The sequence below is a fragment of the Candidatus Nitrosopumilus sp. genome (assembly GCF_965262695.1).
Lineage (GTDB): Archaea > Thermoproteota > Nitrososphaeria > Nitrososphaerales > Nitrosopumilaceae > Nitrosopumilus.
This window is the reverse complement of record NZ_OZ253550.1, coordinates 106,326-118,853: the sequence shown is the minus strand read 5'-3', so window position 1 is coordinate 118,853 and position 12,528 is coordinate 106,326. Positions and strand designations below refer to the sequence as shown.

At 33.4% G+C, this 12,528-nt stretch carries 15 protein-coding genes and 1 tRNA gene; 6 read left to right on the top strand and 10 right to left on the bottom strand.

What is annotated here, in order from left to right:
* Window positions 1-28 precede the first annotated feature (28 nt).
* Window positions 29-649 (top strand): hypothetical protein, encoded by a 621-nt coding sequence (locus tag ACQY2P_RS00765; protein ID WP_428326527.1) that lies wholly within the window; start codon window positions 29-31, stop codon window positions 647-649.
* 24 nt (window positions 650-673) lie between these two features.
* On the opposite strand, the gene ACQY2P_RS00760 is transcribed toward ACQY2P_RS00765, so the two are convergent.
* Window positions 674-955, bottom strand: coding sequence for a hypothetical protein (locus ACQY2P_RS00760; protein WP_428326526.1), 282 nt, complete (start codon window positions 953-955; stop codon window positions 674-676).
* A gap of 215 nt (window positions 956-1,170) precedes the next feature.
* Window positions 1,171-1,776 carry a hypothetical protein gene (locus ACQY2P_RS00755; protein WP_428326525.1) on the bottom strand — a complete coding sequence of 202 codons (606 nt, stop codon included), beginning with the start codon at window positions 1,774-1,776 and terminating at the stop codon, window positions 1,171-1,173.
* Window positions 1,777-1,810: 34 nt separating this feature from the next.
* Between ACQY2P_RS00755 and ACQY2P_RS00750 the strand changes: the two genes are divergently transcribed.
* The gene (locus tag ACQY2P_RS00750; protein ID WP_428326524.1) at window positions 1,811-2,203 is read left to right on the top strand and encodes a response regulator; all 393 of its coding nucleotides are present in this window, start codon (window positions 1,811-1,813) and stop codon (window positions 2,201-2,203) included.
* Between the two features lie 114 nt (window positions 2,204-2,317).
* Window positions 2,318-2,974 carry a DNA repair helicase gene (locus ACQY2P_RS00745; protein WP_428326523.1) on the top strand — a complete coding sequence of 219 codons (657 nt, stop codon included), beginning with the start codon at window positions 2,318-2,320 and terminating at the stop codon, window positions 2,972-2,974.
* Here ACQY2P_RS00745 and endA read toward each other — a convergent pair.
* The gene (endA, locus tag ACQY2P_RS00740) at window positions 2,964-3,527 is read right to left on the bottom strand and encodes a tRNA-intron lyase (RefSeq protein WP_428326522.1); all 564 of its coding nucleotides are present in this window, start codon (window positions 3,525-3,527) and stop codon (window positions 2,964-2,966) included. The genes ACQY2P_RS00745 and endA overlap by 11 nt on opposite strands.
* 98 nt (window positions 3,528-3,625) lie before the next feature.
* Between endA and ACQY2P_RS00735 the strand changes: the two genes are divergently transcribed.
* Window positions 3,626-4,135, top strand: coding sequence for a 50S ribosomal protein L16 (locus ACQY2P_RS00735; RefSeq protein WP_428326521.1), 510 nt, complete (start codon window positions 3,626-3,628; stop codon window positions 4,133-4,135).
* Here the strand turns inward: ACQY2P_RS00735 and ACQY2P_RS00730 are convergent.
* Complete coding sequence (locus tag ACQY2P_RS00730) at window positions 4,127-4,390, bottom strand: hypothetical protein (protein ID WP_428326520.1); 264 nt, start codon at window positions 4,388-4,390, stop codon at window positions 4,127-4,129. The two genes, ACQY2P_RS00735 and ACQY2P_RS00730, sit on opposite strands and share 9 nt — an antisense overlap.
* A 63-nt stretch (window positions 4,391-4,453) precedes the next feature.
* On the opposite strand from ACQY2P_RS00730, the gene ACQY2P_RS00725 reads away from it, so the two are divergent.
* A tRNA-Gly gene (locus ACQY2P_RS00725) sits at window positions 4,454-4,530 on the top strand.
* Between the two features lies 1 nt (window position 4,531).
* Here ACQY2P_RS00725 and ACQY2P_RS00720 read toward each other — a convergent pair.
* Window positions 4,532-4,960, bottom strand: a complete 429-nt coding sequence (locus ACQY2P_RS00720; RefSeq protein ID WP_428326519.1) for a hypothetical protein — start codon at window positions 4,958-4,960, stop codon at window positions 4,532-4,534.
* On the bottom strand, window positions 4,953-6,278 hold the full coding sequence (locus tag ACQY2P_RS00715; RefSeq protein WP_428326518.1) for a cation:proton antiporter: 1,326 nt from the start codon (window positions 6,276-6,278) through the stop codon (window positions 4,953-4,955). The genes ACQY2P_RS00720 and ACQY2P_RS00715 overlap by 8 nt, the downstream gene beginning before the upstream one ends.
* A 431-nt stretch (window positions 6,279-6,709) precedes the next feature.
* Between ACQY2P_RS00715 and ACQY2P_RS00710 the strand changes: the two genes are divergently transcribed.
* Window positions 6,710-8,239 (top strand): chemotaxis protein, encoded by a 1,530-nt coding sequence (locus ACQY2P_RS00710; RefSeq protein WP_428326517.1) that lies wholly within the window; start codon window positions 6,710-6,712, stop codon window positions 8,237-8,239.
* Here ACQY2P_RS00710 and ACQY2P_RS00705 read toward each other — a convergent pair.
* The 4 genes from ACQY2P_RS00705 to ACQY2P_RS00690 are packed head-to-tail and all read right to left on the bottom strand — an operon-like array spanning window position 8,236 to window position 12,505.
* On the bottom strand, window positions 8,236-10,308 hold the full coding sequence (locus tag ACQY2P_RS00705) for a cellulose synthase family protein (protein ID WP_428326516.1): 2,073 nt from the start codon (window positions 10,306-10,308) through the stop codon (window positions 8,236-8,238). The genes ACQY2P_RS00710 and ACQY2P_RS00705 overlap by 4 nt on opposite strands.
* Window positions 10,309-10,362: 54 nt before the next feature.
* The gene (locus ACQY2P_RS00700) at window positions 10,363-11,310 is read right to left on the bottom strand and encodes a 4Fe-4S dicluster domain-containing protein (protein WP_428326515.1); all 948 of its coding nucleotides are present in this window, start codon (window positions 11,308-11,310) and stop codon (window positions 10,363-10,365) included.
* A 36-nt stretch (window positions 11,311-11,346) separates the two neighbouring features.
* Complete coding sequence (locus tag ACQY2P_RS00695) at window positions 11,347-11,658, bottom strand: hypothetical protein (protein ID WP_428326514.1); 312 nt, start codon at window positions 11,656-11,658, stop codon at window positions 11,347-11,349.
* A gap of 1 nt (window position 11,659) precedes the next feature.
* The gene (locus tag ACQY2P_RS00690) at window positions 11,660-12,505 is read right to left on the bottom strand and encodes a sulfurtransferase (RefSeq protein ID WP_428326513.1); all 846 of its coding nucleotides are present in this window, start codon (window positions 12,503-12,505) and stop codon (window positions 11,660-11,662) included.
* Window positions 12,506-12,528 lie beyond the last annotated feature (23 nt).

The following is a 12,528-nucleotide window of genomic DNA, read 5'->3' as shown; positions in this document are numbered from 1 at the left end:
AGTAAATTTTCGATTTTTACAAAATGTAATGCAAAAAAGGACATCGTATACAATTACCTCCGCAGTACTTTTTGCAGTTTTTACAACGATGGTAATTCCATTTGAATTTGAAAAAAATGATGTTGAACAAAAATTTTACGGTTATGCAACAATTGAAAAGTTAGATGAGAATGGAAACAATGTTTTCACACAACAAGTTCACAACAGACTAGTTGATACTGGTGAAACTTTTCTCTTAGAGCAAACATTTCAAGATTCAAACAGTGCAGCTGACAACACACAGATAGGTGCTATCTGTGTTAGTGATGAAGCAATTACAGTTGCAGAAACAATTACTGCTGCAACATTTGATAGTGGAAACGGAATTACAGAAAATAATTGTAAAGAAGATACAACAGTAACGATTTCATCACAAACGGCACAAGTTGGTCCTTTAACTTTTCAAGCTGGCTCTACAAACGTAGCTGATGGTGACACAATTCGTTCAATAGGCATATGTCAAAATGATGTAACAGATGACGGAGACTTTAATGATTGTGCAACAGAGGGAATTTTGTTTTCAGCCATAGACACATCAGATGTCACATTAAACAGTGGTGAAACGGTACAAATTACATACACATTTGATATTACATCAGCTACAACATAATATTTTTAGTTTAAAATTATCTTTTTACTCTTTAATTGATGGAGCATCTCCAACTTCAATTGTGTACTGTTTTTTTCCTTCTTCATCAACTGTAACAACAAGATCAGAGTCATCAACGGTGTTTGAATGAGACACAGTAGGAGAATCAGGATATGTCAAACTCAATGATGTATCATCACTAATCGACAAATTACTTTCAATTGATGGAGTCATTGATTCTTCGAATTGTTGTGTAGATGACATGTATGCAATACCAACAATAGATACTACAATAACACTGATAACAACAATTCCTTTTGAGTTCATAATTTTACAAGTCATTGTAATACTAAAAAATGTTATCATGTATTTGATACAAGGAGTTTGTACAACATCAAAAATGAAATTTGAATCAAACAAGATCAAAAAGAAAATTTTGTTTAAACAATATCAAAAAATTGGGTTAAACTATATCAAAAAGAAAATTTTGTTTAAACAATATCAAAAAATTGGGTTAAACTATATCAAAAAGAAAATTTTGTTTAAACAATATCAAAAAGAGAACTTGATTCAAACATTTTCTTTTTAATTAATATGTCCAAAAGTACATCGTTTCTCTTTATTTCAAAAAATATTTTATGATAAAATGTGGTATATTGATCAACAGGACGTCTATTTTCAATCATTTTACGTTTTGTTTGGATTAAAAATCCATCACGAATCAATGCGTTGACTTTTCTATATCCCGAAGTTGTTGAAATTTTTTGCAATCTTAAAACATCAGAAGTAGAACAACTTTTGTCAGTCATAGATGTAAGAATTTTTCTTGATTCATCATCACCTAATGTTTCCATAAATTTTCTTTTAAGGGAATTATCCGAAACTGTAACTATGTAGAATTTTCCATCATCAGATTTTTTGAAAGTGCAAATTTTGTTCAAATATTTTTTTAATTGAGAATAATCAACTTCATCAAGAAGTTCTTTTCTGATTTGATGTAATTTTTCTACATCTTCGACTGATTGTCTAATTGAAATACCATATTTTTGAAACATGGTTTTTTTCATCAGGTATTCTGTTTCTTGATCAAGGTCTTTCTTTATTGCAGTTTCAATGGATTCGGATAAGAAACGATCAATTCCGGGCATAATTTAATAACAAAGATTTTGTTATAAAAACATCATGAGTGATTCAAGTACGAAAATAACAGGAATCGTTGTTGATGATGAACCAGACATAGTAGATGTATTCAGTGAAATGCTAGAAGAAAGAGGTGTTGAGGTGGTTGGAAAAGGATTCAATGGAAAAGACGCAATTGATCTTTATTTTGCAAATAAACCAGACATAGTATTTGTAGACATGATGATGCCAGATGGTTCAGGATTTTATGCAATTAAAAAAATACGTGAAAAAGATAAAGAAGCTGCACTAATTGCAGTTACTGCAGATGTTACATCATTAACTCAAGAAAAACTCAAGAAACTCAAAGTGAATGGTGTTGTTTACAAACCCATAGACATGGATGAACTAATGGAGATTGTCAAAACCATTCAAAATTCCAAACATAACAAATAGTTAGTTATAGAGGACTTTGCGGATTTGAATCTAATACTATGTATCAAAACTAAGATATGTTCTAATTTTTGAAAAAATTGTTTCTTTAAATAACAAATTCACCAGTGAGTAATTATGGGATTAAGGGACATAGAACTAAAAGAAGAGTATCGTTCTGACACAGATGACATTGTAGCAGAATTTTTCTTTCCGTGTCTTGGAAATTGTATAGAATATGATAGATGTGTAGATTTTTTGTCAATTCAAACATTAGCAACAATTGCATTGGCCTTTGATAATTTTGCAATAGGAAAAGCAAAGTTAAGAATGATAACAGGTCACAGATTTAGAACAGAAGATCTTAATCTGTTTACAAAACTCTTCTCTGAAAAATACACAAAATCATTTGAAGGGAAATTAATCAAAGATACCAAAATACAAAAATTACAAAATATTGTAAACAAAGGTCAGATTGAATTAAAGATTGCAATTCCAAATTCTGAACAAATTGCAGATTCTTTTTCAGAAAGAATTGGAGTGTTTATAGATGAAAAAGATGATTCAGTTGCATTTACAGGAACATCAAGAGAATCATTTTCTACTCAAACAAGAGATTTTGAATCAGTAGATGTGTTTACATCATGGAATGACAAGTCAAGAGTAACAAGAAAGATAAAAGACTTTGAAGAGTTGTGGGAAAATAAAACAAAACATTTGGAAGTTTATGATTTTATGTATGCTGAAGAAAAAAATCTACTAAAATATTCTTCAGATTGGGTTCTCAAAGACTAAATGATTCTTCCAGTCTTGCTTTGTTTTCATAAAAGTTCATTTTGTTGATTTTGTAATAGATTACTTCACCACGACGTTCGATTACTGCAATTATTGGTTCTTTACCCATTTGAGTTATTTCTTGAATTTTTTTTTGTAAATTGCCCATTTTTTCTTGTTGTCCTTCATTTAGACCAAATATCAAAAACTTTGCTCCTTTCTCACCAAAATGCCCCCTTTCATACACTCTAAAATCAGAACCAAATCCAAATCCATCTTTTACAACATAGCCTCTATTCCTTAGATCACGATATATCAAAAATTTAGTTAAGATTTCAGAATCAGTTTTTTGACATGTATTCATGAAAAAATCAAAGTCGATTTGTTTTTTGCCTTTCTTTAGAACTAGTTTGTTAGTATACAGAAGGTAGAGAGTCTCAAATTGTTTTAAGAATAATTTTTCGTTTTCAATTTCCCCATATCCCTTTAGTTCAAGTTCATGAATCATATTCTTATCAACAATGCAGGCTTGATCTGAAACCAAAGCACCTCTAACCAAAGGGGTTTCTTCCATGATGAAAAGAAAACCAAATGATTTCCATATAAGCATTGGAAAATACGAACAAATGTCTTCTAACCGTTAAAATATGGGCAGTCAGGCGTTATCATATCATGCATGGCGCCAATTATAGAGAAGGAAACGGTCAAGTCTTTACCAGAAAAAAATACATCAAAGGTAAGCCACAAATCAAAATTGCAAAATTTCAAGGTGGCAAAAGAGGAACTTATGAGTATTGTGTACAATTATGCATCAATGAAAAAATGCAGTTAAGACACATGGCAATTGAATCAACAAGATTGGCAGCAAATAAAACACTAGAAAAAACAACTGGCGAATCAGGATATTATTCCAGACTTAGAATTTACCCACATAACATGTTAAGAGAAAATAAACAAATTGCAACTGCAGGTGCAGACAGAATTTCAGAAGGAATGAGAAGGGCATGGGGAAAAGCAACTAGTTTGGGTGCAAGAGTAAGAGAAGGTCAATGTATTATGGAACTTTATGTTAACGGTGATGCGCACTTGACAGCAGCAAAGAAATCACTCAAAAGTGCATGTGTAAAGTTACCAGGAACACCAACAATCAAAGTTATTGATTGGAATAAACCATCACCATAGATTTTCTAAATCAGATTTCTTGTTTTGAATATATTCTAAAAATTCTTTAAATTCAGATTTTGTTGGTTCTCTATTCAAAATTCGTTTTGATTGGTAATAAAATGCATTATAGATTCTTCCAACAATAATACCCAAGGCAAAAGATTTAGAATTATCAATATTTGATAACATGGAAATTAATTGTTGAATATCATCTTTGTTTGAAATTGTATCTTGAATTTTTTCCTCAATCTTTTTTAGAAGAGTTTCATCCATAGTAACTCTGCATTAAAATAGTTAAAAACAGTTTAATATCCAAATTCATCCTCTAGGTTTGTTGCAGTTATAGTACAGTCTGGTTAGTACTCGTGCTTGCCAAGTACGTGACCCGGGTTCAAATCCCGGTAACTGCACCATCTACTGATTTTTAGGGATTAAAGCAGATTTAATGATTTCAAGTGCGTCGTGGGCTTTTTCAGGTCGAGGTAGTTGAATTGCAATAACATTGTCTTTACCATATTGAGATTCAGGGGAATTGAGTACAAGCATGGAAGTGTTAGCAAGAGTTTCAAAAAAATTTAAATCAGTTTTTGCATTAATGAGGAATTTTTCAGAAATGTTTCCAATTGAAAAAGTCAAAACAATTTCAACAAAGACATTTCCCAATCCATCTTGTAAGATATTCAAATCAGTGTTTACTGAGAAGGGTTGTCCTTCAATTTTTGCTCGAATAGTTCCGTATTTTGTTGCATCAATTACAATGCAAGGAGTTTCTTTTCCTTCAAAATCAAAAGTAGTGATGCCAGTGTGAACTTGTTCTAGCATTCGCTTTAGTTCATCAGACATCGTCTTTTTCCAATTTAGGAATTATTTTGTCTCCAGCTTTTACCATAAATGGAGAAAGAAATGCAGTGATAATTGAAATGATACCTATTAGAGGGAACAAGAAAGCGCTAACTGCTCCAATATCAACACCAGCTTTTACAATTACAATTGAAAATTCACCTCTTGGAGCACCTAAAGTAAATGCAGAGCGAAGGGCTTTGCCACGTTTTTGTCTGAACAAAATATTTCCAATCATGTTTCCTCCAAATTTCATACCTGTTGCAACTGCAATCAATGCAATTGCTATCCAGATGTAATCTCCAAGTTGTGAGACATCCATCAATGCTCCAACGGAGATAAAGAATATTGCAACAAACATGTCTTTGATTGGGCTAGAAAGAAGTTTTGCTACTTCAGCAGACTTTGATTCAGCCACCAAAACACCTGCCAAAAAGGCACCAATTGCAACTGACAATCCAACAATATTTGCAAACAAGGCATAACCAAAGCAAACACCAAGAACACTAAGAAGTAAAATCTCACGATGTTCTGCAGCAGCAACTCTATCAATTAATGGAGGAATCACACGGGTTCCAACAGTAAATGTTCCAACAATTAATCCAGTTGCAACTAGAACAACTACAACTATTGATTCAACAGAAACGCTTCCAACTAATGCAACAGACTGTAATGATGAAATCAGAATAACTGCAATAACGTCTTCTACAATTAAAATACCCAATACAAGAATCGAGGATTCTTTTTTGATCTTTCCCATGTCTTCTAAAATTTTAACAATGATTGCAGTACTAGAAATTGATAATGCAGCAGAGATAAACAACGCATCCATAAATTCTAGACCCAGAGCAGTAGCAGTGTAAAACACTACACCCAATGTGGAGAACAATCCAATAGTTCCGACTCCAACTGCAACTCGACCTATGCTTCTAATTTTTGCATACGGGAATTCAATTCCAATTACAAATAACAGTAAAATCACACCGATCTCAGCAAAAAGATTCAATGCAGAAATGTCAGATAAAATTCCAACGCCTTCTAAAACATCAGCAGAAGGGCCTCCTTCAGGTAGCACCCAAGACCAAAATGGAGATAGTGGTCCAATGAGCATTCCTGCAAAAAGATATCCAATGATTAAGGGTTGTTTAATTTTGAAAAATGCAAGAGTGACAACTGCTCCAATAATCATGATAAATGCTAAATCAGTAACAAATGATGTGTGAGGAAGTTCAGGAGTAACTTGTTCAATCAAACTGGAAACAGTATTGTTAAGTGAGCTTTGAATTCCACTAGGATTTAGTTGAAGTGCAATGTTTTGCATGTTATCACTTGACAAATTTGTTTAAAAATGATTGCGGATTGAAAATTTGAAAATAAAATTCTGCGTAAGACTAATGATTGAACACAGGCTCAAAAAAATTTCAAAATGTTAATCTCTTTATTCTAAGAAATAATTATCAAAATGCAGAGTGATGATTAGGTCAACTGAATCAAATGTAGAGATATGACCTGGGGTATCTGACTGCATAATTGGTTACGTTGTCATAACCTTGATATTAATAGTACGGTACCATACCGTACTATATGATTCAATGTGAATTTTGTACAAGAGGTTTTATCGAGACAGCAAATGGTTTGGCCGAAAAGACCTTTCACGAGTTACTTCACGAGCCAGAAGTTGTAAACAAGTAACTCTTTACATTTTTTATTTTAGACCTAACTTTTTTATCGTTAATTTTTAATTCAATTGATATGGCTGCAAAAACTACAAAGAAGAAAACAACAACTAAAGCAAAAAAAGAAACAAAAAAAGTTACAAAAAGAGAACCAAGTCCATCAGTTTTACTAAAAAAAGTAGCATCAGTCTCAGATTCTAACAAAGCATTACAAAAAGAGATCAAAGTAATGTCAAAGATTTTTGGAGAAAATCAAAAAGTTTTAGTTTCTATGAAAGGAATGATCGATTCATTAACATCAGCATTAGAACATATTCAAAAACAATCAAAACAACTTAACTTAATTGAAGATGACACACAAAAGCTATATGCAGGACTAAATCAAGTAAGAACACAATCAAATCTAGTAACAAAAATTAACAATCAAACTGCAAAATTACAAGAAGAGATTAGCAGAATTTCAGAGGAACAGAAATTATCAAAATCTCAAGAAATTTCCCAACAAGTAGAAGACAGTATGAATTCTATTAGAAATAATTCACAGATGATAATCAAGATTGCACAAAGAATTGATGAAGTACGAGATGATCTTAGAAAAGTTTCAGGAAAAACTGATTCTTTCTTAGAGGTTGGATCAGAAATGGACAAATTAAAAAACAGTATTGAAGAGATTTCAGGAAAAACTGCAAAACTTGAAACGGGTGCTCAAATTATTGAAAGTCTAAAGCAAGAACTTACAAAAATAACAGAAGGTGTTTCAGATAATTCCAATCTCAATTCAGAACTAGATGCAATCAAGGTAACAATTGATGCTATCTCATCAAAAGCATCAAAGATTGATTCACTTGGAGGTGTAATTGAAGGTCTAAAACAACAATTTGAAACAGTCGCATCAAAGGCAAATTCAGTTGACAATGTGAGCCTAGAATCAATAAAAGAACTATCAGGCAAGATTGACAAAATTGAAACTGAAATAGGCACACTATCACATAGAGCAGATTCAACTGCTTTTGTGGGTGAAGGACTCAAATCAGTTCAAGAAGATCTCTCAGAATTCAAACAAAACGTCTTTGATAAGACAAACAGCATTGAACAAAAAATTTCCTCAGCATCAGATATCATTAAAAGACAAGATGCATCAACTGCAGAATTTCATAAAAAGACTGAAAAATTGTTTGAGGAGATGCAGTCAGTTAGAAATGTTACAAACAAAGCATCAGATGATTCATCAAAAGAAATGATGGCTTTGCTAAAACTTTCAGAATATCAATCAAACATCAGAATGAATGCAGAATCAAAGTACGGAGATGCAAAAGATCTTGAAAAGATGGCATCTCAAACTGCAGACATTGTTAATCTGTTTGACAGAATTTCAATAGAGTCTGGAGAAAAAATTCCATTACCACATGAAGTAAGACAATGGGCAGTAAGCAAGATTCTTGATTGTGCAGACAGGTGGGAGATTAGATTTAGTGATGTTTATTCAATTTTAACAAATGCAATAGGACGAGATTTGTTAAAAGAAGCAATTAGGATTCAACAAATTAGAGACATTTATGGAATTAGAGCTGTTGATGAAATCAGAAAAGATCTAAATATTTCTTAGACTCCAACATCGTCTGCTTCTTTGAATTGCTCTTTCTTCCTTTTTAGTGCCGCAAAGATTCCCAATAAGGCAGCAATCCAAACTGTGGTAAACATTAGATTTGCAACACTAACATACATGTATGGAGTTGCATCCATGATATTGGTTTTGATAAGAAGAGCCCTATCACTAACATCAGACATTCCAGTATGATATGCAGAGCTGTCTTTTGGAACAGTAGATATTTTATCAACGCTTGCACGTAAATTATCTAGATTTTCTTGAATTCTAACAAAGTTTGTAGATTCTGTGGAAAACAACCAAACAGGATTTTTAGAAATTAGTTCACCATCAACGTTAGTTTTCTCAGGAATTAGATCATTTGCCATAATTCCATCTATATCAGCCTGAATTGCTATCAAATGAGTGCGAATTGCATCAGGATCAGAAGAGCCAATAATACCATCTAGATTACCTCTAATTCGATCAAGAGGGTAAATATCAACACTATAGCCATAAATTGCCATAAATCCTCCAAAAATAATTATTCCAACAATCCCAACCATGGAAAGTTTGTAAATTCTATTTGCCATCTTTTCTTTCTTGGTCATTACACGGTTAACACTTGATTTATTTCTTTTAAATCTAGTATGAGATAAGCTCAGATAGGCAATATAGAAGAATCCAATAGTTTGCAACGCAATTATTGGGACAAAGATAGGATTGTTTGAAAATATAGATACAAAGATTCCCAACATGCCATAAACACCAAAGAAAATTTCAAGAAGTGTTACTTGTGAGAAGGGTAAATTGTATGCATTGTCTTTCCAATCATCTTTTTTCTTTAGTACACCATATTTTGGAGTTCTAAGAAACTCATTCTTTTTTCCAAGTACTGCATCAAATACTGCAACAGTGTTGTTTACTGACATTCCAGCATTATACACCAACAATGCAGGCAGTATCTTTGCTTTTGACTTCCATGATTTGTGATACATGCTTTGTATTATCATAATGTATGCACCAGGACCCATTGCAAGATATGTTGCAATTGTTATTGCAGGAAGAAAACTAATCACATATAGATTAACTTGTCCTGCTAACAAAATTGGCAATGCCAAAAATTGAATCAGCATTAACGGATAAACAATATGACGAGTAAGCTGAATGAAAGCCTGAATCTTAGCTTCAACTGCAATTTTTCGTTTGATTGCAATATCAGTTAGCAATTTGATTGCGCATTGGATAGAGCCTTTAGCCCAACGAAACTGTTGTCTTTTTGCAGCATTCATCTGTACAGGTAATTCTGCATCAACTACAATGTTAGGTAAGAACACACATTTCCATCCTTTCATTTGTGCGCGGTAACTAAGATCAAGATCTTCAACTAAAGTAGCAGTGTGCCATCCTCCTGCATCTTCAATACAATTACGTTTCCATATTCCAGCAGTGCCATTGAAATTCATAAAAAGATGAGAGTTACTTTTTGCCTTTTGTTCAATTAGAAAATGAAAATCTAGACTAAGTGCTTGAGCTTGAGTAATTGCAGAATAATTTTCATTAACATGACCCCAACGACATTGTACAAGTCCAATGTTTGGTTTTGCAAAATGAGGAATAGCACGTTTTAAGAACCATGTGGGAGGAATAAAATCAGCATCAAAGATTGCTACAAGTTCTGTGTCAGTTGACTGCATTGCATATTTTAGTGCTCCAGCCTTGTACCCCTTTCGAGTTCCACGTCTTACATGTTCAATTTGAAAACCTTTCTTTTTGTAATCATTAACGGTATCTGCCAAAAGTTCTACAGTATCATCGTCTGAATCATCTAACACCATGATTCTCATTTTATCTTGAGGATAATCCAGATTACATACAGAATCAACTAGTCTTTTTGCAACATATTTTTCATTGTATATCGGCAATTGAATTGTAATTGACGGAGTTCCCAAATCAGCAGTAGTTAGAACATCTTTTCTTTTTCTTGACAGGAATGCGAGATAATAGAAATTGCAAGTATATGCAGTAATAATAATAGCAGATAGAATAAACAGATCAAATACCAATTGCGTGAAAGGGTTGAATGACATTTTCCCTAGCTCTGAGAATCACTATTCGCTATTTATACTTGCAATAAATTTACACTATTTTTGTTCAAAGATCTTGATTGCTTGTGGCGGACAAACACCTTCACATGCAAGACAGAATATACAATCAGGTTCTTTTGACATTAATGGTTTCTTTTCAGATGCAGGATTTCCTGGAGAATCAAACCACTCATAGACACCTACTGGGCAGGCTTCAATACATCCACCATCAGCTACACAAATATCATAATCAACGGATACAAATTCTCCCCAAACACCCATGATTCCATTACTGGTACCTTTTCTACCCCAAGTTTTGATTGTGTGTTCTGCTGCTTCATAAGGAGAAGATGCTTTCATTTTTTGTTTGTAATCAACATCAATTGGTCCAGGTTTTGCACCATCTGGAATCTCAATGTCACTTTCATCTTCATCTTCTGCATCTTCAGTAACCTCAACTGGTTTTGGTTTTGCACCAAGAACAATCTTTGCTAGTGGAGTAAGGTCTTCAAGTTTTTGAATTGCTGCAACTTCAGAAATTTTATCTGTCTTTGCAAAGTAAGAAATCATCTTGTCTGCCAAGATAGTATTACGTAATATAGTATCAATTACCATTTTTGCAAAATGGTCTGCCTTCTTTCTATAATCTTTAACCCAGTTAGGATCACCAAATTTTTCTATTGGAAAAATCTGATAAATAATATCTACAACTTCGCCAGTAACAATTTCAACTGTAACAGATAGTTCAACTTCTTGGTATCCTTTTGCATCAGGATCATCCATGTTTTGCTCTGTCCAACGATAGGTTGCAAAAACTCTATCAGCATACTTGTCCATCTCAAATGCTTTTTTGAGGCCGTCATGAACAGACTTTATCTCATTAGGATCTTCAAGATTGATTGGTAATCTGTACAATCCAAGTTTGAATCCATGTAATGGATAAACACCACGTTTTGCAGTAGGGGCTTCCATTGACCAAACTCGATCTTTGAGAAGTAAGGACATCTGAGTTTTCTCAATTGATTTTATTTAAAAAGGTTATCAGTCACCATCGTCAGGACATGTGAGTTCTCGTAGTTCTGTGTATTTTTTTTCCATTGCGTCAGCATGTACAGAAACAGCAGCAAGATCGTAGGAATCCTTTGGAAAATACCATCTAATTGGAACCCAATGACCAATCCCATCCATATCATGGATCATGCCTTTGTCAGCCTTGACATTGAGTTTTTCATCAACAGATGTTTCCTTGACTGTGAGGCCTCGTTTTGTCTTGTCTTCCATAACAAGATCATCATCAGAATCTTTGATAAAATAAAAAGATCCCTTTTTTAAAACAGGGAGGTCTAGTAACAATTTATTTTTCCACAGGGTTTCCTATCATGTTTCCCCATTCAGTCCAAGAACCATCATAGTTTCGAACCTTTGGATAGCCTAGTAGGTATTTTAGAACAAACCAACTGTGTGAAGAACGTTCACCAATTCTACAATAACAAATCACATCTTTGTCAGGTGTAACTCCTTTTGGTTCATAGTTTTGTTTTAGTTCTTCAACTGTTTTGAAAGTCCCATCAGCGTCATTTACTGCTGTTGCCCATGGAATATTATTTGCGTCAGGAATGTGTCCACCTCTTTGTGCATGTTCCATTGGATACTCTGGAGGTGCGGTAATCTCTCCAGAAAATTCTGCAGGAGATCTAACATCAACCATAACAGTATCCTCTTTTCCAAGTGCACGACTTACATCAAATAGATATGCACGTAAACCCTCATCTGGAGGTTGTGCATCATATGTGACTGATCCAAATTGTGGTTCATCAGTTGTATAATCTCTATTTTCTAATTCCCATTTTTTTCTGCCACCATTCATAATCTTTAGATTTTCATGTCCATAGATTTTGAAGACCCAGAAAACAAATGCTGCAAACCAGTTGTTAAAGTCACCATAAAGTACTACTTCAGTATCTTTTGTGATTCCATTTTTTGCCATTAACTCTTCGAATTTCTTTTTAGAGATAATGTCTCTTGTAACCGGATCATTGATGTCACGTTTCCACCAGATTAGACTGGCACCATTAATGTGACCTTTTTGATATCCATTTACAGGATCATAGTCAACTTCAACTAATTTTCGGTTTTCATTGGGAGTGTTTTGTGAAACCCATTCCGTATCAACTAATACTTCAGGATGTGCGTAACTCATGAGTTAATCGAAATCGTTTGCAT

Bases quoted from the DNA above. Each gene is read 5' to 3' on its own strand.
- ACQY2P_RS00700 (WP_428326515.1), bottom strand. From the start codon at position 11,310: ATGTCCTTACTTCTCAAAGATCGAGTTTGGTCAATGGAAGCCCCTACT.
- ACQY2P_RS00765 (WP_428326527.1), top strand. From the start codon at position 29: ATGCAAAAAAGGACATCGTATACAATTACCTCCGCAGTACTTTTTGCA.
- ACQY2P_RS00760 (WP_428326526.1), bottom strand. From the start codon at position 955: ATGAACTCAAAAGGAATTGTTGTTATCAGTGTTATTGTAGTATCTATT.
- ACQY2P_RS00735 (WP_428326521.1), top strand. From the start codon at position 3,626: ATGCATGGCGCCAATTATAGAGAAGGAAACGGTCAAGTCTTTACCAGA.
- ACQY2P_RS00750 (WP_428326524.1), top strand. From the start codon at position 1,811: ATGAGTGATTCAAGTACGAAAATAACAGGAATCGTTGTTGATGATGAA.
- ACQY2P_RS00705 (WP_428326516.1), bottom strand. From the start codon at position 10,308: ATGTCATTCAACCCTTTCACGCAATTGGTATTTGATCTGTTTATTCTA.
- ACQY2P_RS00690 (WP_428326513.1), bottom strand. From the start codon at position 12,505: ATGAGTTACGCACATCCTGAAGTATTAGTTGATACGGAATGGGTTTCA.
- ACQY2P_RS00730 (WP_428326520.1), bottom strand. From the start codon at position 4,390: ATGGATGAAACTCTTCTAAAAAAGATTGAGGAAAAAATTCAAGATACA.
- ACQY2P_RS00710 (WP_428326517.1), top strand. From the start codon at position 6,710: ATGGCTGCAAAAACTACAAAGAAGAAAACAACAACTAAAGCAAAAAAA.
- ACQY2P_RS00720 (WP_428326519.1), bottom strand. From the start codon at position 4,960: ATGTCTGATGAACTAAAGCGAATGCTAGAACAAGTTCACACTGGCATC.
- endA (WP_428326522.1), bottom strand. From the start codon at position 3,527: ATGGAAGAAACCCCTTTGGTTAGAGGTGCTTTGGTTTCAGATCAAGCC.
- ACQY2P_RS00715 (WP_428326518.1), bottom strand. From the start codon at position 6,278: ATGCAAAACATTGCACTTCAACTAAATCCTAGTGGAATTCAAAGCTCA.
- ACQY2P_RS00745 (WP_428326523.1), top strand. From the start codon at position 2,318: ATGGGATTAAGGGACATAGAACTAAAAGAAGAGTATCGTTCTGACACA.
- ACQY2P_RS00755 (WP_428326525.1), bottom strand. From the start codon at position 1,776: ATGCCCGGAATTGATCGTTTCTTATCCGAATCCATTGAAACTGCAATA.